The organism is Pseudomonas sp. FSL W5-0299 (assembly GCF_005930655.1).
GTDB lineage: Bacteria > Pseudomonadota > Gammaproteobacteria > Pseudomonadales > Pseudomonadaceae > Aquipseudomonas > Aquipseudomonas mandelii.
Map to the genome: position 1 here is coordinate 73,786 of NZ_RXHX01000013.1, position 20,508 is coordinate 94,293.

Genomic DNA, 20,508 nt, shown 5'->3' on the forward strand with positions numbered 1-20,508 from the left:
ACTGATTTACCGCTATCGCGAGCAGGCTTACGCCTACAGGGGTCCCGTGTTGGCTTTAAGGGCGACTTTCTGGCCTTGCTCTACCGTCCAAGCCACCACCTGCGCCGTCAACTGATCACTCGCCTGGCCAAATCCGGCCACCACCGCCGGCACTTTCACATCGCTCAATGGCTGACGCACTTCAAAGCGGCGGCTGGCGAGGATGCGCTGGTCATACCCGCGCACCAGCAAGGCATCCAGCCGCACGACCACGCTCGCAGTGGTGCCTTGGTACTCAGTCTGAAATGCTTGCAGGCTCCCGCCCAACTCCAGATCTGCCTGGAAGTTGCTGTCATCCGTGCTCAGCAACGGCACTCGACCGTCCCGCTGGAAACCATCCAGCAACCGATTACGCAGCAACACCGGCGCCGGATCACTCCAGCGCGAGGCGGTGTAGCTGCTGATCAGATCACCTTGCGGGATCACGGCGATTTTCGGGCTGTTCAACGCTTCGCTGGCCTGCGGCTTGGTCAGGCGCAGCGACCAGCGTTGCGGCGTGCCGTGGCTGGCCGAAACGCTGCTCTGGGCCGACGGCAAGCGATAGACATCGGAGGGCTCGGACTTGGGCAGGATCGAGCAGGCGCTGACCAACGTGAAGCTGGCGAGGAGGGCGAAGGTCGCAAGCTTCATGGCGTGAACTCCTTGTTTTTGTCATTGCCCAGCAAATAACCGCTGGGGTTGGCTTCCAGGCGCTGGGAGATGGCTCGCAACGACGTCAGGGTGTCGCGCAGCTCGCGCACCGCTGGCGCCAGGCCATTGAGGCCCTGCAAGCCGCTGTTCAGGGAATCCTGGTTGGTCGTGAGCAACTTGTTGATGGTCGCGCTGCTTTGTTCCAGTGATTTCATCGCCTGCTCGGCGCTGCCGAACATCTGCTTGCCCTGATCGTTGAGCAAGCCGTTGGCGTTGCGCATCAGCGTCGACGTCTGTTCCAGCATGGCGCCAGCCTGCTTGCCGACCGACGCCAGTTGCTGCATCGCCTGACGAATATCACCGCGCTGGTCGGCGATGGTCCCGGTGGTTTGTTCCAGGTGCTCCAGCGTCTTGCTGATGCGCTCGACGTTCTCCGTAGAAAACATCAGGTTGGCGTTATGCATCAGTGTGTTCACACCGGCCATCAGGTCGCCGCTGTCATTGAGCAAGCGAGCGATAGGCGAGGGTGAAGCGACAATCACCGGCAGATGGCCGTCCTTGCCTTTGAGGGTCGGGCTTTGCGGCGTACCGCCACTGAGTTGAATGATCGATGTGCCGGTGATCCCGGTCAGCGCCAGGATGGCCCGGGTGTCTTCCTTGATCGGCGTATCGCCGCCCAGGCGAATCCGCGCCAGCACCCGGCGCGGGTCTTTCGGGTCCAGGCGCAACGTCACCACATCACCGACCTTGATCCCGCTGTACTGCACGGCGCTGCCCTTGGACAGGCCGCTGACCGCCTCGTTGAAGACGACTTCGTAATCCTTGAACTCGGTGTCGACACTGGACTTGGCCAGCCACAGGCCGAAGAGCAGGGCGCCTGCCACCACAATCACGGTGAACAGGCCGATCAATACATGATGGGCTCGGGTTTCCATGTCAGACCTCTTTCAACTGTTGAGCGGCGGTCAGCGCCGCGCGGCCGCGAGGGCCATGGAAGTATTCGTGAATCCACGGGTCGTCGGTTTCCGAGACCTTGTCGATGGCGTCCGCCACCAGCACCTTTTTCTGCGCCAGCACCGCCACCCGGTCGGTGATGGTGTAGAGCGTGTCGAGGTCATGGGTCACCAGAAACACACTCAGGCCCAACGCATCGCGCAACGTCAGGATCAATTGATCAAAGGCTGCGGCGCCAATCGGGTCGAGGCCGGCGGTGGGTTCGTCGAGAAACAGAATGTCCGGGTCCAGCGCCAACGCCCGGGCCAGCGCCGCGCGCTTGATCATGCCGCCAGACAGCGAGGCAGGGTATTTGTCCGCCGCGGACAGCGGCAACCCGGCCAACGCCAGTTTCACCGCCGCCAGATGCTCGGCGTCTTCACGGCTCAGGCCGGCGTGTTCGATCAGGGGCAGGGCGACGTTCTCGGTCACGGTCAGCGAAGAAAACAGGGCGCCTTTCTGGAACAGCACGCCGAAACGCCGTTCGACCATCGAGCGTTCATGTTCGGGCAGCGTCGGCAGGTTCTTGCCAAAGACCTTCACCACACCCTCGCTGGGCTGGCGTAAGCCGACGATGCTGCGCAGCAGCACCGATTTTCCGCTGCCGGAACCGCCGACCACGGCAAGGATTTCACCTTTGTACAAATCGAGGTCGAGGTTTTCGTGCACGCTCTGGCTGCCGAAGCGATTGCACAGCCCACGGACTTCGATCACCGCCTCGGAGGGCGCTCGGGGTAAACGACTCACCAGCCCATCTCCATGAAAAACAGCGCGGCCACGGCATCGAGCACGATCACCACGAAAATCGACTGCACCACACTCGACGTGGTGTGCGCGCCCACGGACTCAGCGCTGCCACTGACCTTGAAGCCTTCGAGGCAACCGATTGCAGCGATCAGGAACGCGAAGATCGGCGCTTTGACGATCCCCACCAGAAAGTGCTGAACGCCGATATCGGTTTGCAGCAGCGACAGGAACATCGCCGGCGAGATACCCAGCGACACGGCACAGACCACGCCACCGCCGATAATCCCCGAGAGCATGGCCAGGAAGGTCAACATCGGCAACGCCACCAGCAGCGCCAGCACCCGTGGCACCACGAGCAATTCCATCGGGTCGAGGCCCAGTGTGCGGATCGCGTCGATTTCTTCGTTAGCCTTCATCGAACCGATTTGCGCGGTGAACGCACTGGCCGTGCGGCCGGCCATCAGAATCGCGGTCAGCAACACACCGAACTCTCGCAGGAAGGAGAACGCCACCAGGTCCACGGTAAAAATACTCGCACCGAAGCTGGCCAGCACCGTCGCCCCGAGAAACGCCACCACCGCACCGACCAGAAAGGTCAGCAGGGCGACGATGGGCGCGGCGTCGAGGCCAGTCTGTTCGATGTGCGCGACCATGGGCGTGATGCGCCAGCGCTTGGGACGAAACAGATTGCGGGCGATGGTTTCGAGGATCAGGCCGACGAAGCCCAGCAGTTGCAGGGTGTCCTGCCAGACGGTGTCGACTGCGCGGCCAATGCGGGTCAGCAGTTGAATGCCGACACTGATCTCCGGTTCCTTGACCGGTACGCAGAAGTCGCTGAGCGAGCAATAAACCGTCTGCAACAAGGCACGGTCTGCAGAAGAGAGGGTGCAATCAGGGTGTTCGGCGGATCGCCCCAGACGCTCGGACCCGAGCAATTCCACCAACAACGACGCCCCGGCGGTATCGAGCGCACCGAGGCCATTGAGGTCGATGTGCGTGCTGTCGTCGTATTGACCACGGAGCTTTTCGCTCAGGTGCTTGAGATCGGCGTAGTGGGCGAGCGTCCAGTCACCCGTGACCCGCAGTTGAGCAGGGGAGTGAGAGACATCTAGCTGGGCATTGCCGGCCATTGTGCTGCTGGTCATAAGCTCCGTGCTTGTTCGGCTATTAGCGCAGCGCTACGTAATAGCACGAACCGGATTACTTTTCTTTGATCGGTGTGCTGTCCGTGATCTTGAAGCGCAGCACGCCGATGACCTGGCCATCCTCGGTCAGCACCCGCACTTGCCATTTACCGGCAGGATTGCCTGGGAAATTCTGCTTGTGGGTCCAGGCACGGTAGCCTTCCTTGCGTCCGCCGTGGATGTCCAGCGGGATACGGTCGACCTCTTTACCGTTGAACTGCCACACGTGATAAATCCGCTCATCGAGGCCGCGCGGGGCGTTGATGGCGGTGTAGGCGTACAACCCGTCCCCACGGATCTGCTCGGCGCTGACCTCGTCCAGACTCTTGCCGGGTGTGCGGTCCTGCATTTGCGTGCTGATCGCCACGTCGGTCATCCATAAAGTGGCCGGCGGCACCCACGAACGCAGCACCCAGCCGAGGGCACCGATGCCCAGCGTGATACTCAGGATCGCCAACGCGTTGCGCACCGTGCGGATCGGGAAGATCGAGGCCAGGCTCGGGAACGACAGTAAAACAGCGGTGCCCAGCGCCAGTTTGAAGCTTTGCGAAGTGGTCAGGTGCAGGATGACGGGCAGGGCGGTGAGCAGCGCGGCAAACAGCGTCAGCGTGTGCAACGCCAGGAACGCCCAGCGCCGGGGTGCCAGCCATTTGTAGTAGAGCGGGTCGATGATGGAAATCAGCGCCGCCATGCTCAGCAAACCGGTGAAGAAAAACTGGCCACTGTTCCAGGTCGTGGTGATGAAAAAGAACGGCAGGACGAAGAACAGGCTTTCCTGGTGGATCATCTGCGTGGCGTAACGCAGCAAAGGCTGGGGGATTTCGCGCTTGAAGAGTTTGGTGAACAACTTGGTCAGGCTGTTTTCCAGCATCAGCCAGATCCAGCTGAGCACCATGATGATGGTGATCCAGGTCGCCAGGCCCTGTTGCCGATCCACCAGGATGAAGCTGCCGACTCCCGAGATAAAACCACCGAGCGCAATGACCCCTGGATAGCGCTTCATCAATTCCAGGATGCGCTGGACGTACAGGGTCAGAGTAGGCATTCGGCGGTTCGCAATAGTCGTGGGAAAAATCCTCGACAGAGTACCGCCCGGGCGGGGGCGTGGCGAGGGGATACGTCCGTTTTCCCTATACAACATTGTGGCGAGGGAGCTTGCTCCCGCTGGGGTGCGAAGCGCCCCCAAACCCGCACACTGCGTGTCATCAGGTAGAGCGCAAGCACCGGTTTTACGACTGCTGCGCAGCCGAGCGGGAGCAAGCTCCCTCGCCACAAAAGCCCTGCTGCCAGGGCGGCCAGTTACCGGCGGCGATGGACTCGCCAAGCCAATACCCCGAGGACAAGCAATCCAAACACCCCGGCCATCGCCCACATCAACTGGTCATAACTCATCAGCGGCTTCTCGATCCGTACATACCCCGGTTGCATGAGCAACTCGCGCATGGCCTTGTTCGCTTCTTCCAGCGTCACGCCTTGCAGTTCCCTGGCCGGGGCGGCGAAACGCCCGTCCTGGTAGTCGCCCAGCGCGCTCCAGTAGTAATCGGCCAGCGCGCTGTTGCCTTGCACGGCCCAAGCCTGGCGGGCGATGGCGGCCTGTTTGAGGCGGTTGAAGGTGTCTGCGTCGAGACCATCCTTGAGCAAATCGGCCTTCAAATCCTCCAGCACCTGCCGGGCCTTAGGCACGTCATCGCGCTCAAGGTCGGCGTTCAGGCTCATGAAGCCCACCCCGCCAAACACCTCGCGCTCGGCCGAGGGGCCGTAGGACAAACCGTGGGACAGGCGCAATTGGCGGTAGAGCGCCCAGTCCAGATAGTCCTTGAGCAGGTCGAAGGTTTCGTCGTGCTGATCCTGCAGCACCGGTTCCGGCACCAGCCAATGCAACTTGGCGCCGCCGCCGACGAAACCATCGCTCAGCGTTCGTTCGTGGGCGGCACTGGCCTGGATTTCCGGCAAGGGCAGGTGATCGGTAGGCTCGACCGCTTCAAGTTCACCATAGGAGCGTTCCAGATACGCCGGCAACAACTTGTCGAGCTCGCCAACCACGATCAGCGTCATGTTATTGGGCGCGTACCAGGCCTTGCGTACCGTCTCCAGTTGCTCGCGAGTCAGGTTATCGACTTCCGGGCGCTCGGGGCATTTAAGGCCCAGCTCCACTGCCAGCTGATTGCTCGCGGTGTGGCCCAGGTCCTGACGATCCAGCCAGCGCTGCAAGTGCGAGTAATGGCCGCCGTCCTCACGCTCGACCACTTGTTTGGCGGCGTTGATGGCGTTGTCGTCGATTCGGGTCTGCGTCAGCAGCGCCAGCAGCAGGTCGAGCACCTTGCGCTGGTTTTTCGCCGGGGCCTCAATGACGAACGTCGTGTCAGCGTTGCTGGTGAACGCGTTCCACTCACCGCCCAACGCCTGCATGCGCTCTTCCAGGCCGCCTTCGCCGGTTGCATCAATGCCGCTGAACAACAAGTGTTCGAGCAGATGCGGCAGCTCCTTGTCGGCGCAGCTGAAATCATCCAGACCTACGCCGACCACCAGGCGAATCGCCACGTGCCCGCGCTCGGTGCCGGGTTTGAGCAGTAATTGCAAACCGTTGGGCAGCGTATAGCCCTCGACCTGGAAACGATCCAGGGCAAACGAAGGAAATGAGCCAAGCAACAGACAGGCGAACAGCAGACAACGCATAGCAAGCTTCCATACGGCTGATTGGAGATCCGTGTCGCTTTCCAGGCAGCCATCGCGAGCAGGCTCGCTCCCACATTGGTTTTGTGAACACCACAATTCAAATGTGGAAGCGAGCCTGCTCGCGATGATCTTGAACCGGAACCACTGTTACTGACTGACCACACCGCCAGACGTTCAAGGCGAATGCGTGATGTCAGCCATATCGTCGACCGCCAGTGCACCGGTGTCCGATGTTTCCAGCACCACATAAGCGCTGCTACAGAACAGCGAGTTCAAGCGCTTCATGTCGGCGATCAGCTCCAGGTGCAGTGAACTGGTCTCGATACTCTGCACAATCTTACGTTGCAGACGGCTGACATGAGCATGGGCCAGGCGGCGTTCCTGTGCGCGAAAGCGACGTTTCTCACGCAGAAGCTGGCGGGCACTTTCCTTGTCGGCACTGAGAAATACCGACAAACCCAAACGCAGGTTGGAGATCAACTGGCTGTGCAACCCGGCCAGCTCTTCCAGACCAACCTCGGAAAAAGACCGGCGCTGCGAGGTTTTCTGCTGCTGCACCTTGCGCAGCATGCGTTCGATCAAATCGCTGGCCAGCTTGAGGTTGATCGCCAGTTCGATGATTTCCGCCCAACGCCGGCTGTCTTGGTCGCTCAAATCTTCTCGGGGCATTTGCGCCAGGTAAAGCTTGATGGCGCTGTAGAGCGCTTCGACATCATCCGTCAGTTTGCGCATTTCCTGGGTGATGGCGGATTGTTTACCACGCAGCACGTCGAGCATTGCTTCGAGCATGTTGTCGATCAGATCGCCCATGCGCAGGGTTTCTCGCGCGGCGTTGGCCAATGCCAGGCTGGGGGTAACCAGCGCGGTCGGATCAAGGTGGCGGGGTTTCGCCGTGCCGTTGAGCTCCGGCCGCTCCGGCAGCAGCCACGCGCAAAGCCTGGCCATCGGGCCGACGCTGGGCAACAGGATCAGGCAGCGCGCGGTGTTGTAGAGCAGGTGGAAGCCAATGACCATTTCCTGGGGGCTGAAGTCGAGGCTGTCGATCCAGTGCACCAGCGGGTCCAGCACCGGAATGATCAGCAGCAGCCCGATCAGTTTGTACAGCAGGCTGCCGAGCGCCACCTGACGGCCAGCGGCGTTTTGCATGCTGGTGCTGAGAAACGCGAGGATACCGCTGCCGATGTTGGCACCGATCACCAGGCCGATCGCCACCGGCAGGCTGATGACGCCGGCGCCAGCCAGGGTTGCGGTCAGCAGCACGGCGGCCAGGCTGGAATAGGAAACCATCGCGAACAACGCGCCGACCAGGGCATCCAGCAGGATATCGCCAGTCAACGAGGCGAAAATCACTTTCACGCCCTGCGCCTGGGTAATCGGCGCGGCGGATTCGACGATCAGTTGCAGCGCCAGGATGATCAGCCCGAGACCGATGCTGACGCGACCCATCTGGCCCAGGCGAGTCTGCTTGCGGGACAGGAAGAAAATCACTCCGAGAAAAATCAGCAGCGGCGACAGCCACGACAAATCAAACGTCAGCACCCGCGCCATCAGCGCCGTACCGACATCCGCGCCGAGCATCGTTGCCAGGGCGGGCGTCAGCGCCATCAGGCCCTGACCGACGAAGGATGTGACGAGCATGGCCGTGGCGTTGCTGCTCTGGACCATCGCGGTAACGACGATCCCCGAGATGAACGCGAGCCAGCGTTTGGACATGTTCTGGCCGATCACATGGCGCAGATTGGAACCGTAGACCCGCAAGATGCCGGTTCGGACGATGTGCGTGCCCCAGATCAACAAGGCCACGGCAGATAACAAATTGAGCAGGGTGAGCATGCAGGCCCCCTGTGGTGGTAGCGCCCCAGAGGGGCAAATTGACGGTGCCGCGCGACGTTCTACGTTCTGTACTTAAGCTGTAGTTGGCTAACGGTCTGGGCGCCAGCATCGCATAGCTAAAGACGTGATTGAAACAAAACTGTCATGAAAACAGGTTGATGCAGAGAGTAAAAAAGGGACCCGAAGGTCTCAGCCGGACAGTTGAAAAGGTGCGCGACACAACCCCTGTGGCGAGGGAGCTTGCTCCCGCTGGGCTGCGCAGCTGCCCTAAGATCATTGGTAGTTCAATCGCTAAAGAAATCGTCGCCTAGCCCTACGTCGATCAAATATTTGGGAATGTCGAGTCTTGTGCGACTTCTCTGTATGACTTCCCGATATGAATGTTCAAAAAATCAACTGGGTGGTGAAAAGAAGCCAGACAAATGAACAGGGTAAAAAACGCTGCTCTTTGCAAACACCAACGCCGCCTTCTGAAGCGGCTCTTCATTCGCTGTAGTAATCCGAACCGACACTGACATCAATCAGATACTTCGCCGTTTTCGGGTCGCGCTCATCACAGCGGGCGTAGCATTTGACGTTTAGCGCAAGACTGTATTTGTGAGGTATAAGGAGCATCACGATGACTACCTGATCGAACAACTGCCTTTGCAAAGCGTTTTTTTCTACTTCGCTGACGACGGCTAACCAAGAGTTATCTTGTGGGTTGCGCGGTACCCAACCCGAGTCTTTTAGCTTCCCCTGCAACTGAGTGAGTAAGGGAATCAGCTGATTGAAAGGCAAGGTCTCCAACATTGGAGAAGTTGTCATGGTCGAGACTTTACCTTCATCAAAACCAACGGCGCCAAACTTGGTTGCTGGTAGCGTAAAACCATGCTCAGGATCATCAAAATGGATGATGACTGGCTCTGATATCCATGTAGAACTAGGATGCGGTGGCGTGCTTGGATAAAAAGCGGTATTCGCAGGCACCGAAAACGTTGAGTCCTCAACGGTATCCTTGTAAGACTTCCCTATGTGCGCACTCAAAACTTCCGTATTCCAATTGAAGTAGGCAATACACAGCCCAATAACAATTGCACTCATGCTTATCAGAGATAGCCTGGTGAGTGGTTTCATCAGCGGATCCCTCCACCTTGAGATATTTCTGTAATGGATTGCTTTAGTTGGGCTTTTGAAGTGGGGTTTTTTAATAAGGCATCGAATTGTGTTGCAGCACGAAGTACGAATTCTATTCGTTGATCCTTGTTTGCCAGATTGGCCAATGGATTACTGCCGAAGGCAACCTTTCGCCCGTCTGCCGCTTTGCATTGACTTGCCAGAGTCAACTGGATTTCTTCTGCGGCTCCGGACAGCATCCCTGTGACTACTGATACGACATCTCCAGCATGGGTGCCGCGCATTAGGTAAGCGAAGTGGGAATCGTCATACATCGCAGGTTGCAAAATGTTCAGCTGTTCATGACCGGCCATGAATTCTACGCTTTTGGTAATTCTTCCTTCATCTATGGCTTTGAAAGTATCGGTCACTTCTGCACGCGCTGCACCGAACTCTACTTTGTCAGCGATGGGCCACAGAACTTCATTTTTTAGTTGGTTGCGTTTGGAAAGACAGGCTTCCATTTCTTTGAAGCCCCGCACCATAAAAAACCGATGCAACGGATAAACATCCAGAAACAGCGAGGTATTACCGAGGGCCAGCATTTCATACACGTAGTCCAACTGCTGCTGAACAGCGGAGCGGGAGTTGTCGCCGAAGGTAATATCCTCAGTGGGAAGAGGATTGGCCGCTTTGGCGCTCGCTAACTCTTTCTCGATTTCCGGATCAGTCTTGCTGAGCTTGAACCCAAATCCTTCGAAAAGGGTTTCCGACTTCCCCGTCCGCAATTTCTCCTGCGCCGCCTTCTGCGCCGCAATAGCCGTTTGCAACTTGGTCGCATGGATCAACCCACACCCCACCTGCTTCGAAGCAAACGCCGCCAACCCCGCCCACTGAAACCGGTTATCCGCCAGCCACAATTGTGCATAGGCCGCGTTGATCTTGCGGTTACGGGCTTGCGGGTCGGCAATCAACACGCCGCCCGGTGCGACCCACTCTTCGGCTTCTTTTTGAAACCTGCGCCACAGGCAATTACAGGTCAGTAATGGCACTTCAACGCGGGTTTTCGGGTTAGGGCCGCCCTTAGTGGTTTCGCGTTTGCAAACGGGGAGTTCGCAGGTGCTGTCCCAGAGTTTCTTCATGTCCAGGTCGTCTGGGGCCATGCATTGTCCAGTCATTTCATTCTTCCTTGAGGCGTCAGACAGTCCAGCGGACGACGGCGAGGTCGGGCTGCAGGGTAGCGACGCTTTGGGTCATGCCCTCCGCGTTGGTCTGGCCTTTGACGATCCGGCCTTCAGCGGTTTCGATTTCGTAGTCCTGTTGGGCAATCGGTTCGCCATTGCCAGCGCTGACGGCTTTGAATTCGACCAAAGGCTGGCCAATGATCGGCAAGGGCGGGATGAAGGGCGCAGGGGAATGAGAGTTGCCGATGATGACGTTGCCGGAGCCGCCAATCACCACACCGCCATGGCTGGTGGTGCTATCGAGCGTATGGCATTCAGGCCGTTGATGAACACGGTTGAAGAGAATCCACCGTTCAGGGCCTGGTCGCAGGTGCATGTGTCGCTGACCCGAGCGGCCGCAAGACCGTTGAAAAAGACATCGGGTGAGCCGCTGGCAATCGGGATGGTGCCGTGGCCGGGAAGGGGACAGGTGGTCGGGTCCGTGAGGCGTGCAGCCGGTTTTCCAGACATATGCATTCCTTGTCATGTCGTTTGAAGCGAGCGAGGGACGCTAACCACCAGAGCTCGGTGCGTCAACCTTTGAACACGCCATCGTGAAGTATCCGCAATCGAGTGTTGAATAACCTCGATCCGCCAGGCTAATCACAGAGCAAAAAAAGTGGGAGCGAGCCTGCTCGCGATGAGGCCGTCACATTCAACGTTGATGTTGAATGACAGGCCGCTATCGCGAGCAGGCTCGCTCCCACAGGTTTTGTGCACTGACTGGCAGCAGCCAGTGCACAGGTTCGGGTTATTGCCCCGGAATGTCCTTGCGCAGTTTCACCGGATCCTGCTGTTTGCGCTTTTTAGCAATCGCGGTGCGCATCTTGATGTTGATCGCTTCCACCGCCAGCGAGAACGCCATGGCGAAGTAGACGTAGCCTTTTGGCACGTGAACGTCGAAGGATTCGGCAATCAGCACCGTACCGACGATCAGCAGGAACGACAGCGCCAGCATCTTCAGCGACGGGTGCTTGTCGATGAACTCACTGATGGTGCCGGCAGCCAGCATCATCACCAGCACCGCAACGATGATCGCCGCGACCATGACCGGTACGTGGGAGACCATGCCGACGGCGGTAATCACCGAGTCCAGCGAGAACACGATGTCGATGATCGCGATCTGGATGATGGTGTAGAGGAAGTTGCCGCCCTTGCCACTCGGCTCTTCGTTCGTTTCGTCTTCACCTTCCAGCGCGTGGTACATCTCTTGCGAGCTCTTCCACAGCAGGAACAGGCCACCGAAGAACAGAATCAGGTCTCGCCCGGAAATGCCTTGGCCAAACACTTCAAACAAGTCGGCGGTGAGGCGCATGACCCAAGTGATCGACAGCAGCAACAGGATCCGCGTGACCATGGCCAGCGCCAGGCCGAAGATCCGGGTGCGCTGCTGCATGTGTTTGGGCATGCGGCTGACCAGGATCGAAATCATGATGATGTTATCGATACCCAGGACGATTTCCAGGGCGGTCAGGGTAAAGAAGGCAACCCAGATTTCAGGGTTGGTCAGCCATTCCATGTGTATTCCTTTGAGCGAGTGTTAAACCACAAAAGGCCCGGCTTCAAACAGCGAAGCCTGGACCCTTTGTGGTGAGTCTTGGGCTTATAGAGTGCTGAACAGCGGAAAAATCCCCATCAGCAATGCGGCTACCAGTATGCACATGCACACCAGCACTGCCCATTTCAGGGTAAAGCGCTGATGGTCACCAAAATCGATACCGGCCAGGGCCACCAACAAGTAGGTCGATGGTACCAGCGGGCTCAACAGGTGGACGGGCTGACCGACGATCGAGGCACGTGCCATTTCAACCGCGGTTATACCGTAATGACTGGCGGCTTCGGCAAGTACTGGTAACACGCCGTAATAAAATGCGTCGTTCGACATAAAGAACGTGAACGGCATGCTCACCAGCGCGGTAATCACGGCCAGGTACGGGCCGAGGAAATCAGGAATCACCGCCAGCAGGCTTTTCGACATCGCATCGACCATGCCGGTGCCCGACAGGATACCGGTGAAAATGCCCGCCGCGAAGATCAAACCGACCACCGCAAGTACGCTGCCGGCGTGAGCCGCGACGCGATCCTTCTGCTGTTGCAGGCAAGGATAGTTGACGATCATGGCAATACTGAACGCCACCATGAACAACACCGGCATCGGCAACAGACCGGCAATCAGGGTGCACATCAGGCCCAGGGTCAGGGCGCCGTTGAACCAGATCAACTTCGGACGACGGGCATCCGGGAATTGCGAAACGCTGATTTCACTGTGGTCGATTTCATCGCCCACCAGGTGCAGTTCACCCAGACGCGCACGCTCGCGTTTGCCGTAGAAGTAGGCAATCGCCAGGATTGCCACCACGCCGAACGCCATCGCTGGAATCATCGGAACGAAAATGTCGGACGGGTCCACATGCAGCGCACTGGCCGCACGGGCAGTCGGGCCGCCCCATGGCGTCATGTTCATCACGCCACCGGCGAGGATGATCAGGCCGGCCATGATCCGCGGGCTCATGCCGATGCGACTGTAGAGCGGCAGCATGGCGGCCACGCAGATCATATAAGTGGTTGCGCCGTCACCGTCGAGGGAAACGACGAGCGCCAATACGGCGGTGCCGACCGACACTTTCAGCGGGTCGCCCTTGACCAGTTTGAGGATCTTGCGCACGGCCGGGTCGAACAGGCCGGAGTCGATCATCAGGGCGAAATACAGAATGGCAAACATCAGCATCACGCCGGTCGGCGCCAGCTTGGTGATGCCTTCGAGCATCATCGGGCCGATCTTCGGCGCGAAACCACCGAACAGGGCGAAGACGATAGGAATGATGATCAGGGCGATCAGCGCGGACAGGCGCTTGGTCATGATCAGGAACATGAACGTGATGACCATGGCGAAGCCAAGGAAAGTCAGCATGGGAATACTCCAGGCGTAGCGCGGCTAGGGAATGGGCGAACCGGGTGGGTCAGCGCAGAACGGGAAGCACGAGGCGTACGGGCGGAGTTGCAGCGAAGCGGCGGGTAGCAGAGGACATCAGAATCACCATTGTTGTTGTTAAATGGGCTGTGCGAGCGATAAAACACTGGCATTGGCCGACCGGTCTTTTGCCGGCAGTGGGGGCGATCCTAATCGGGGAAGCTTTCACCCAGCTTTCGCTGATGAAAGCATTGACCGGATGTGCAACCGGTCGTCGGACTGGGGCAGAGAGGGCGACCGAGTTGCGGGCATCGCGAGCAGGCTCGCTCCCACACTGGATCTGTGTCGTATACAAACCATATGGGAGCGAGCCTGCTCGCGAAAGCGTCAGGAAATACGCATCAGGAGGTAAGGTCATGAGCGAATTTCACACCGGCGGCTGCCACTGCGGACAGCTGCGCTATCAATTCAGCGGACCTTTGCACGACATCGCCCACTGCCATTGTTCGATCTGCCGGCGCGTCAGCGGCGGGATCGTGACAACCTGGATCACGGTTCCCGTATCGGCCTTTAAATGGCTGAAAGGGACGCCGGCGCAGTACGAATCTTCAACCACCTGCGTGCGCTATTTCTGTCCGAACTGTGGGGCGCAACTGGCGTTGATCACACATCTGAGCCCCGAGAGTATCGACGTGACCATCGCCACCCTCGATCACCCGGAGCAAGCCCCGGCCGAGCGTCACATCTGGACCCGCAGCCACTTACCCTGGCTGCACTTGGACGAACATTTGCCCGGCGAAGCCGAAGAAAACCTCTGATCAAAAAATAGACAGGTCCAGCGGCCGGATTGCGCCCATCCAGATCGCGTGCTCGGTGTGGTCCAGCAGATCGTCGCCGGTGTCCGGGTGCAGGAACACCACCAAACCCTTGCGGTTGAGCGCCAGCCACGGCAGCACTTCGCCGATCAGCTCCGGCCCGAACGCCAATTGGCAACTCCAGTCCGGGTGCGGACCCACGGGACGTTCATGCACGCGGCCCATTTTCAGCGGGAACACCTGCGCGGCGTGCTCACACAGCGCTCGCGCCTGATCAATGCTCGTGGCGTCGAAATAGACATGGGCGTGGTAACCCTTGATCTGTTGCATCTGAAACCCTCTGAAACCCAGTCGAACCCTCACCTATTCCCACAGGTCACACGCCATATACGTTGTGAACAAGGAATCTCAGCCATGAAAAATGCCGAAACCCCGGTGGTCAAAGTGGTGCTTTATGGTGCCATGAGTAGCCTGGGCAGTGCGCTGATGGCTGAAATGCTACGGCGTCAACATGAAGTGATCGCGATTCTGGATGACCTGACGGCGCTCCCACCGCGCCCAGGATTGCGCACCAAGACCGGCGATCTGTTCGAGGCTGAGCGGGTCAAGCAAAGCGTAGCGGGCAGTTCGGTGGTTATTTGCCTGCTGGATGCCCCCGGATTGCCATTCAATAGCGAGACCGTTGAAAAAACCATCGTTCCAGGCCCGGTCGAACAGGTGTTGGCCGTGGACGCGCTGATCGAGGGCATGCAGGCGGCCGGTATTGCCCGGCTGTTCCTGGTGGGGGATTTTGCCGAACTCGACGACACAGAGGCTGAAGCGCTGGACCCCCTTCAGCGGCATGCCGCCGAGGAAATCCTTGATGCCCTGCAAAGCAGTGCCTTGCACTGGACCCTGGTCAATGCGCCTCGCGGAGTGCCGGGGCTGACGATTGAACATTTCAGCCACGTCAGCAGCAGCCTTGAACCGGGCCTGGCCGAACCGCTTGAACGGTTGAACCGCGTGGCCGTAGGGATTGCCGATGAGCTGCGGCTGAATCTTCACGTTCGCGAGCATGTGAACTTCGTTTCGACCGACCCTACACGGCGATAGACGGCAGCGGTAAACCATTCAGCGATTGGGCGCTGCTGGCCTGCTCAGCCATCAACCAGTCCACAAATTGTTGGATCAATACCCCACGCCGTTTTCGCTGGGGCAAAACCACGTAGTAGCCGAGCCTGGAAATCACCGTGTCGGCTATCGGTCGACACAACAAACCTTGCGCCAGCAAGTTATCCACAAGGTGCCGCCAGCCGATTGCAACACCCTGACCACCAATCGCCGCTTGAATCAGCAACGTGTAATTGTCGAAGCGCAATTGCCCGGGGGCCGGGGCCGATGTGATCCCTAACTCGCGAAAGACGCCGCTCCAGTCAAACCAGTTGCTGCTGTTTTCGCCGCGCAGGTGCAGCAGTGGAAATTCCAGCAATGACTGGGCCGGCAAGGGCAGGGGACGATCCTTCAACAGCAGCGGGCTGCAGACCGGAAACACTTCTTCGCTGAACAGCCAATGGCTTTCGCCCTGCTTGAAGCGGCCATCCCCAAACAACACCGCCACATCGATATCAGTGCGCAGCATGTTGTGATTGCGCTCGCTGGTGACCAGGCTGACGTCGACGTGGGGATTGGCTTTATGAAAGCGGTGCAATCGGGGCATCAGCCAATACGCGGCAAAAGCGAAATCCGTGGCCACCTGCAAGACTTCATGTTGATGCTGTGTGCTGATCGCGCTTAATCCGGCATCGATATTCTGCAAACCGAGCTGAACCTGCTCGAAAAGAATGGTCCCGGCCTCAGTCAACTCAATGCCACGGTAAATGCGATCAAACAACCGCGCGGTGAGTTGTTCTTCCAGGCGTTTGATCTGCTGGCTGACGGCGGGCTGCGTAGTGCCCAGCTCTACCGCTGCGGCGGTAAAACTGCGATGGCGGGCCGCCGCTTCAAACGCTCGCAGCAGGTCCAGCGACAAACTTCCAAGGGCGTCATACATAAGCGGTGCTTATCCTAGTCATTGCCGTGCATGGGCTTTACCACAAAGTGCCTGGACTCCATGCTCGATCGCAGCACTCTCGCATAAATATTCACTATGGAATGCCGCGATCACATGAAGCGCAAGAATATTCTTTTCATCATGGCCGATCAGATGGCCGCGCCAATGTTGCCGTTCTACGGTTCCTCGCCCATCAAATTGCCCAATCTCAGCCGCCTCGCCGCCGAAGGCGTGGTGTTCGACGCCGCTTATTGCAACAGCCCACTGTGCGCGCCGTCGCGTTTCACCCTGGTCAGCGGTCAATTGCCGAGCAAGATCGGCGCCTACGACAACGCGGCCGATTTCCCCGCCGATGTACCGACTTATGCCCACTACCTGCGTCGCCTCGGCTACCGCACAGCGCTGTCGGGCAAGATGCATTTCTGTGGCCCGGATCAACTCCACGGCTATGAAGAGCGCCTGACCAGCGACATCTACCCGGCCGACTACGGCTGGTCGGTGAACTGGGATGAACCGGACGTGCGTCCGACCTGGTACCACAACATGTCTTCGGTGCTGCAGGCCGGGCCGTGCGTGCGCACCAATCAGCTGGATTTCGACGAAGAGGTGGTGTTCAAGGCCCAGCAATACCTGTTCGATCACATTCGCGAGGATGGCGACCAGCCGTTTTGCCTGACCGTGTCGATGACGCACCCACATGATCCGTACACCATTCCCAAGGCTTTTTGGGACATGTACGACGATGCCGACATCCCGCTGCCGGAAACCCCGACGCAAACCGAACTTGATCCGCATTCCCAGCGTTTGCTCAAGGTGTATGACCTGTGGGACAAGCCGCTGCCTGTGGATAAGATTCGCGATGCGCGTCGTGCTTATTTCGGAGCTTGCAGCTATATCGACAGCAACGTCGGCAAACTCCTGCAAACGCTCGAAGATACCGGGCTGATCGATGACACCATCATCGTCTTCTCCGGCGACCACGGCGACATGCTCGGCGAGCGCGGCCTCTGGTACAAAATGCATTGGTTCGAAATGGCCGCCCGCGTACCGCTGTTGATCAGCGCACCGGGACAATTCGGCGCCGGGCGGGTCAGTGCTGCGGTTTCCACCGCTGATTTGCTGCCAACCTTTGTAGAGCTGGCCGGCGGTTCGCTGGAGCCGGGCTTGCCACTGGACGGTCGTTCGCTGGTCTCGCACCTGCAAGGGCAGGGCGGTCACGACGAAGTCTTCGGCGAATACATGGCCGAAGGCACCATCAGCCCTTTGATGATGATCCGCCGTGGCGCTTACAAATTCATCTACAGCGAAGATGACCCTTGCCTACTCTTCGACGTACACAACGACCCGCGCGAACAGGAAGAACTCAGCCAATCGCCGCAACATCGGCCGCTGTTCGAGGCGTTTCTGTCTGAAGCACGGGCCAAATGGGACATTCCGGCGATCCACCAACAGGTGCTCGCGAGCCAGCGTCGCCGGCGATTCGTCGCCGAGGCGCTGACCATCGGCAAGCTGAAGAGCTGGGATCACCAGCCGCTGGTAGACGCCAGTCAGCAATACATGCGCAACCACATCGACCTCGACGATCTGGAACGTAAAGCACGTTATCCACAACCCTGCCAAAACCAATAATGTTAAGGGGAAGTCCATGCAAAAGTTATCCACAGTACTGACGGTCGGGCTACTGGCTCTGGGCAGTGCATCGGCCTTTGCCGATCAGAGCTGCGACACGGTGAAAATGGCTGATCCGGGCTGGAGCGACATCGCTGCGACCAACGCCATCACCGGGTTTCTGCTGGACGGCATGGGCTACAAGGCCAAGGTCGACACCCTCGCGGTGCCGATCACCTTTGGCGGGCTGAAGGATGGCCAGGTCGACGTGTTCCTGGGGAACTGGATGCCGGCGCAGCAGGGCTTCTATGACAAATTCGTCGCCACGGGTGATGTCACCCAACTGGCGAAGAACCTCGACGGCACCGAATTCACCTTGGCCGTCCCGGATTACGTGTGGGACGCGGGTGTGCATAACTTTTCCGACCTGAATAAATACGCCGACAAGTTCGACAAGAAGATCTACGGCATCGGTTCCGGCGCCCCGGCGAACATCTCGCTGCAAGAGATCATCAAGAAGAACGACTTCGACATGGGCCAGTGGAAACTGGTCGAGTCCAGCGAGCAGGCCATGCTGGCCGAAGTGTCCCGCGCAGTGAAAAAACAGAAGTTCGTGACCTTCCTCGGCTGGACGCCGCACCCGATGAACGTGCAGTTGAAAATGCATTACCTGAAAGGCGGCGAGAAGTATTTCGGCGACACCGGCAGCGTTTATACGCTGACCCGCAAAGGTTATGCACAGGCCTGTCCGAACGTCGGCAAGCTGCTCACCAACCTGAGTTTCACCCAGGAGATGGAGAACAGCATCATGGCCGAGGTGGTGAACAAGAAAATCAGCAATGCCGAGGCGGCCAAGGCGTGGATCAAGGCCAATCCTGCCGTGCTGGATAAATGGCTGGATGGCGTGAAGACCGTGGATGGGAAAGATGCGTTGCCGGCGGTAAAAGCGAAGTTGTAAGGGTTACCTGTGGCGAGGGAGCTTGCTCCCGCTGGGCAGCGAAGCAGCCCTAAAAATCTGCGGGCGCTTCGCTCCCGAGCGGGAACAAGCTCCCTCGCCACAATGTTCACCCGGTACTGATACCCTTGCGCAAAACTCCACCCGAGAGGACCCATGGCCTTCCCCAGCCGCCATTCACTCTTTCCCTTCCTTTCCTGGTTGCCCCGGCAAACCCGCGCCAGCGTCGGGCGTGACCTGATCGTTGGCCTCAGCGGCGCCATTCTTGCGTTGCCGCAATCCATTGCCTACGCCCTGATCGCCGGTCTCCCGCCGGAATACGGCCTGTACGCCGCGATCATTCCGGTACTGATCGCTTGCCTCTGGGGTTCGTCGTGGCATTTGATCTGTGGTCCTACAGCGGCGATATCCATCGTCCTGTATGCCAGCGTCAGTCCTCTGGCCGTTCCCGCGTCAGAAGACTACGTCACCCTGATCCTGCTTCTGACACTGCTCGCCGGCATTTTCCAGTGGCTGCTCGGATTGTTGCGCTTTGGCGCCCTGGTGAATTTCGTTTCTCACTCGGTAGTGCTGGGCTTCACCCTCGGCGCGGCGGTGGTGATTGCCATCGGCCAGTTGCCGAACCTGCTGGGGCTCGACCTGCCCAATCAGTCCACGGCGCTGGACAGCTTTTTGATGGTGTTCAAACACCTCGGCGACGTGGATAAACCTTCGCTGGTGCTGGGGCTGGCCACCGTCGGGGTGGGCGTGATCCTGAAATTACTGCTGCCACGCTGGCCGACGCTTTTGATCACCTTGGCGCTGAGCGGACTGCTGGTGTGGTTCTGGCCGTCGATGTTTGGCCATGTGAAGTTGGTCAGTGCGTTTGTCGGGCGACTGCCGCCCTTCAGTCCGCTGCCGCTGGACCTGGATCTGATCCTGCGCCTGCTGCCCAGCGCCGTGGCGGTGGGGATGCTCGGGCTGGTGACGAGCCTGTCGATTGCCCGTTCCTTGTCGGCACGCTCCCAGCAATTGCTCGACGCCAATCAGGAAGTACGCGCCCAGGGTTTTTCGAACATGGTCGGTGCGTTTTTTTCCGGCTCGCTGTCAGCCGGTTCCTTCACCCGCTCGGGCCTGAGTTACGAGGCGGGTGCCTGCTCACCGCTGGCCGGGGTATTTTCAGCACTGTGGGTGGCGCTGTTCGCCATCTTCGGCGCGGCGTTGATTTCGCACATTCCGATCCCGGCCATGGCGGGCAGCATCCTGTTGATCGCCTGGGGATTGGTCGATCATCGCGGCATCCGCGCGCTGTTGCGGGTCAGTCGCGCCGAGTTCCTGGTCATGGCGCTGACCTGCGTGGCCACGCTGCTGCTGGAGTTGCAGACAGCTATCTATGCCGGGGTGCTGGCTTCGCTGTTCTTTTACCTCAAGCGGACTTCACAACCGCGAGTCCAGCATTGGCGCGAAGGCGATGAAGATATTCTGCAGGTCGGCGGGTCGATCTTTTTCGGCGCCAGCCATTACCTGCAAGTGCGTTTGCAACGGATGCACGGCGCACGTGTGGTGATCGAGGCGCAGCAGATCAACTTCATCGACTATTCAGGGGTGGAAATGCTGCATCAGGAAGCGCGGCGGCTGCTCAAGCAGAATCGCAGCCTGACGCTGCGCAGCGCGCGGCCGCAGGTGGTGGAGGAGTTGAGGAAGCTTGAAGGGGCGGAGAAATGCCCGATCCGGTTTGAGGACTAAAACACCACTCTGATGACGAACGCATAACTTTTGGCGAGGGCGCTT

At 59.0% G+C, this 20,508-nt stretch carries 18 protein-coding genes and 1 pseudogene; 5 read left to right on the top strand and 14 right to left on the bottom strand.

Features of this window, described 5'->3' with window-relative positions; all coding sequences use genetic code 11:
• Positions 1-33: 33 nt before the first annotated feature.
• The 12 genes and pseudogenes from FHL16_RS17590 to FHL16_RS17650 all read right to left on the bottom strand — a co-directional run bounded on the left by FHL16_RS17590 (position 34) and on the right by FHL16_RS17650 (position 13,331).
• Positions 34-669, bottom strand: coding sequence for an ABC-type transport auxiliary lipoprotein family protein (locus FHL16_RS17590; RefSeq protein ID WP_077748835.1), 636 nt, complete (start codon positions 667-669; stop codon positions 34-36).
• Positions 666-1,604 carry an MlaD family protein gene (locus tag FHL16_RS17595; protein WP_010465569.1) on the bottom strand — a complete coding sequence of 313 codons (939 nt, stop codon included), beginning with the start codon at positions 1,602-1,604 and terminating at the stop codon, positions 666-668. Before FHL16_RS17595 ends, FHL16_RS17590 begins: the two co-directional genes overlap by 4 nt.
• A gap of 1 nt (position 1,605) precedes the next feature.
• On the bottom strand, positions 1,606-2,409 hold the full coding sequence (locus tag FHL16_RS17600; protein ID WP_010465567.1) for an ABC transporter ATP-binding protein: 804 nt from the start codon (positions 2,407-2,409) through the stop codon (positions 1,606-1,608).
• Positions 2,406-3,554, bottom strand: a complete 1,149-nt coding sequence (locus FHL16_RS17605; protein ID WP_010465565.1) for an ABC transporter permease — start codon at positions 3,552-3,554, stop codon at positions 2,406-2,408. The genes FHL16_RS17600 and FHL16_RS17605 overlap by 4 nt, the downstream gene beginning before the upstream one ends.
• 55 nt (positions 3,555-3,609) lie before the next feature.
• On the bottom strand, positions 3,610-4,638 hold the full coding sequence (locus tag FHL16_RS17610) for a DUF5924 family protein (protein ID WP_010465563.1): 1,029 nt from the start codon (positions 4,636-4,638) through the stop codon (positions 3,610-3,612).
• Positions 4,639-4,892: 254 nt separating this feature from the next.
• Complete coding sequence (locus FHL16_RS17620; RefSeq protein WP_077748836.1) at positions 4,893-6,269, bottom strand: M16 family metallopeptidase; 1,377 nt, start codon at positions 6,267-6,269, stop codon at positions 4,893-4,895.
• Between the two features lie 174 nt (positions 6,270-6,443).
• Positions 6,444-8,102, bottom strand: coding sequence for a Na/Pi cotransporter family protein (locus FHL16_RS17625; RefSeq protein ID WP_010465559.1), 1,659 nt, complete (start codon positions 8,100-8,102; stop codon positions 6,444-6,446).
• Between the two features lie 483 nt (positions 8,103-8,585).
• Positions 8,586-9,218, bottom strand: coding sequence for a hypothetical protein (locus tag FHL16_RS17630; protein ID WP_077748837.1), 633 nt, complete (start codon positions 9,216-9,218; stop codon positions 8,586-8,588).
• Positions 9,218-10,375 (bottom strand): DUF2515 family protein, encoded by a 1,158-nt coding sequence (locus FHL16_RS17635; RefSeq protein WP_077748838.1) that lies wholly within the window; start codon positions 10,373-10,375, stop codon positions 9,218-9,220. The genes FHL16_RS17630 and FHL16_RS17635 overlap by 1 nt, the downstream gene beginning before the upstream one ends.
• Before the next feature lie 19 nt (positions 10,376-10,394).
• Positions 10,395-10,891 (bottom strand): annotated as a pseudogene (locus FHL16_RS17640) (PAAR domain-containing protein).
• Positions 10,892-11,171: 280 nt separating this feature from the next.
• Positions 11,172-11,939 (bottom strand): TerC family protein, encoded by a 768-nt coding sequence (locus FHL16_RS17645; protein ID WP_077748839.1) that lies wholly within the window; start codon positions 11,937-11,939, stop codon positions 11,172-11,174.
• Between the two features lie 84 nt (positions 11,940-12,023).
• Positions 12,024-13,331, bottom strand: coding sequence for a CitMHS family transporter (locus FHL16_RS17650; RefSeq protein ID WP_017341736.1), 1,308 nt, complete (start codon positions 13,329-13,331; stop codon positions 12,024-12,026).
• A 416-nt stretch (positions 13,332-13,747) separates the two neighbouring features.
• Between FHL16_RS17650 and FHL16_RS17655 the strand changes: the two genes are divergently transcribed.
• Positions 13,748-14,149: a GFA family protein gene (locus tag FHL16_RS17655; RefSeq protein ID WP_077748840.1), complete on the top strand. Its 402-nt coding sequence runs from the start codon at positions 13,748-13,750 to the stop codon at positions 14,147-14,149.
• On the opposite strand, the gene FHL16_RS17660 is transcribed toward FHL16_RS17655, so the two are convergent.
• Positions 14,150-14,476 carry a DOPA 4,5-dioxygenase family protein gene (locus FHL16_RS17660; RefSeq protein ID WP_010465544.1) on the bottom strand — a complete coding sequence of 109 codons (327 nt, stop codon included), beginning with the start codon at positions 14,474-14,476 and terminating at the stop codon, positions 14,150-14,152.
• Positions 14,477-14,560: 84 nt separating this feature from the next.
• Between FHL16_RS17660 and FHL16_RS17665 the strand changes: the two genes are divergently transcribed.
• The gene (locus FHL16_RS17665) at positions 14,561-15,238 is read left to right on the top strand and encodes an NAD(P)-dependent oxidoreductase (protein ID WP_010465542.1); all 678 of its coding nucleotides are present in this window, start codon (positions 14,561-14,563) and stop codon (positions 15,236-15,238) included.
• Here FHL16_RS17665 and FHL16_RS17670 read toward each other — a convergent pair.
• Positions 15,225-16,175: a choline sulfate utilization transcriptional regulator gene (locus tag FHL16_RS17670; protein ID WP_077748841.1), complete on the bottom strand. Its 951-nt coding sequence runs from the start codon at positions 16,173-16,175 to the stop codon at positions 15,225-15,227. The genes FHL16_RS17665 and FHL16_RS17670 overlap by 14 nt on opposite strands.
• Positions 16,176-16,289: 114 nt before the next feature.
• On the opposite strand from FHL16_RS17670, the gene betC reads away from it, so the two are divergent.
• The 3 genes from betC to FHL16_RS17685 all read left to right on the top strand — a co-directional run bounded on the left by betC (position 16,290) and on the right by FHL16_RS17685 (position 20,463).
• Positions 16,290-17,804 (top strand): choline-sulfatase, encoded by a 1,515-nt coding sequence (gene betC, locus FHL16_RS17675; protein ID WP_010465537.1) that lies wholly within the window; start codon positions 16,290-16,292, stop codon positions 17,802-17,804.
• A 16-nt stretch (positions 17,805-17,820) separates the two neighbouring features.
• Complete coding sequence (choX, locus tag FHL16_RS17680) at positions 17,821-18,741, top strand: choline ABC transporter substrate-binding protein (protein WP_010465535.1); 921 nt, start codon at positions 17,821-17,823, stop codon at positions 18,739-18,741.
• Between the two features lie 153 nt (positions 18,742-18,894).
• Positions 18,895-20,463 (top strand): SulP family inorganic anion transporter, encoded by a 1,569-nt coding sequence (locus FHL16_RS17685; protein WP_010465533.1) that lies wholly within the window; start codon positions 18,895-18,897, stop codon positions 20,461-20,463.
• Positions 20,464-20,508 lie beyond the last annotated feature (45 nt).

Excerpts from the sequence above, each read along its gene's own strand:
- FHL16_RS17685 (WP_010465533.1), top strand. The coding sequence starts at position 18,895 with ATGGCCTTCCCCAGCCGCCATTCACTCTTTCCCTTCCTTTCCTGGTTG.
- FHL16_RS17630 (WP_077748837.1), bottom strand. The coding sequence starts at position 9,218 with ATGAAACCACTCACCAGGCTATCTCTGATAAGCATGAGTGCAATTGTT.
- FHL16_RS17645 (WP_077748839.1), bottom strand. The coding sequence starts at position 11,939 with ATGGAATGGCTGACCAACCCTGAAATCTGGGTTGCCTTCTTTACCCTG.
- FHL16_RS17635 (WP_077748838.1), bottom strand. The coding sequence starts at position 10,375 with ATGACTGGACAATGCATGGCCCCAGACGACCTGGACATGAAGAAACTC.
- FHL16_RS17620 (WP_077748836.1), bottom strand. The coding sequence starts at position 6,269 with ATGCGTTGTCTGCTGTTCGCCTGTCTGTTGCTTGGCTCATTTCCTTCG.
- FHL16_RS17670 (WP_077748841.1), bottom strand. The coding sequence starts at position 16,175 with ATGTATGACGCCCTTGGAAGTTTGTCGCTGGACCTGCTGCGAGCGTTT.
- FHL16_RS17610 (WP_010465563.1), bottom strand. The coding sequence starts at position 4,638 with ATGCCTACTCTGACCCTGTACGTCCAGCGCATCCTGGAATTGATGAAG.
- FHL16_RS17605 (WP_010465565.1), bottom strand. The coding sequence starts at position 3,554 with ATGACCAGCAGCACAATGGCCGGCAATGCCCAGCTAGATGTCTCTCAC.
- FHL16_RS17665 (WP_010465542.1), top strand. The coding sequence starts at position 14,561 with ATGAAAAATGCCGAAACCCCGGTGGTCAAAGTGGTGCTTTATGGTGCC.
- FHL16_RS17655 (WP_077748840.1), top strand. The coding sequence starts at position 13,748 with ATGAGCGAATTTCACACCGGCGGCTGCCACTGCGGACAGCTGCGCTAT.
- FHL16_RS17650 (WP_017341736.1), bottom strand. The coding sequence starts at position 13,331 with ATGCTGACTTTCCTTGGCTTCGCCATGGTCATCACGTTCATGTTCCTG.
- FHL16_RS17625 (WP_010465559.1), bottom strand. The coding sequence starts at position 8,102 with ATGCTCACCCTGCTCAATTTGTTATCTGCCGTGGCCTTGTTGATCTGG.
- choX (WP_010465535.1), top strand. The coding sequence starts at position 17,821 with ATGCAAAAGTTATCCACAGTACTGACGGTCGGGCTACTGGCTCTGGGC.
- betC (WP_010465537.1), top strand. The coding sequence starts at position 16,290 with ATGAAGCGCAAGAATATTCTTTTCATCATGGCCGATCAGATGGCCGCG.
- FHL16_RS17595 (WP_010465569.1), bottom strand. The coding sequence starts at position 1,604 with ATGGAAACCCGAGCCCATCATGTATTGATCGGCCTGTTCACCGTGATT.
- FHL16_RS17660 (WP_010465544.1), bottom strand. The coding sequence starts at position 14,476 with ATGCAACAGATCAAGGGTTACCACGCCCATGTCTATTTCGACGCCACG.
- FHL16_RS17590 (WP_077748835.1), bottom strand. The coding sequence starts at position 669 with ATGAAGCTTGCGACCTTCGCCCTCCTCGCCAGCTTCACGTTGGTCAGC.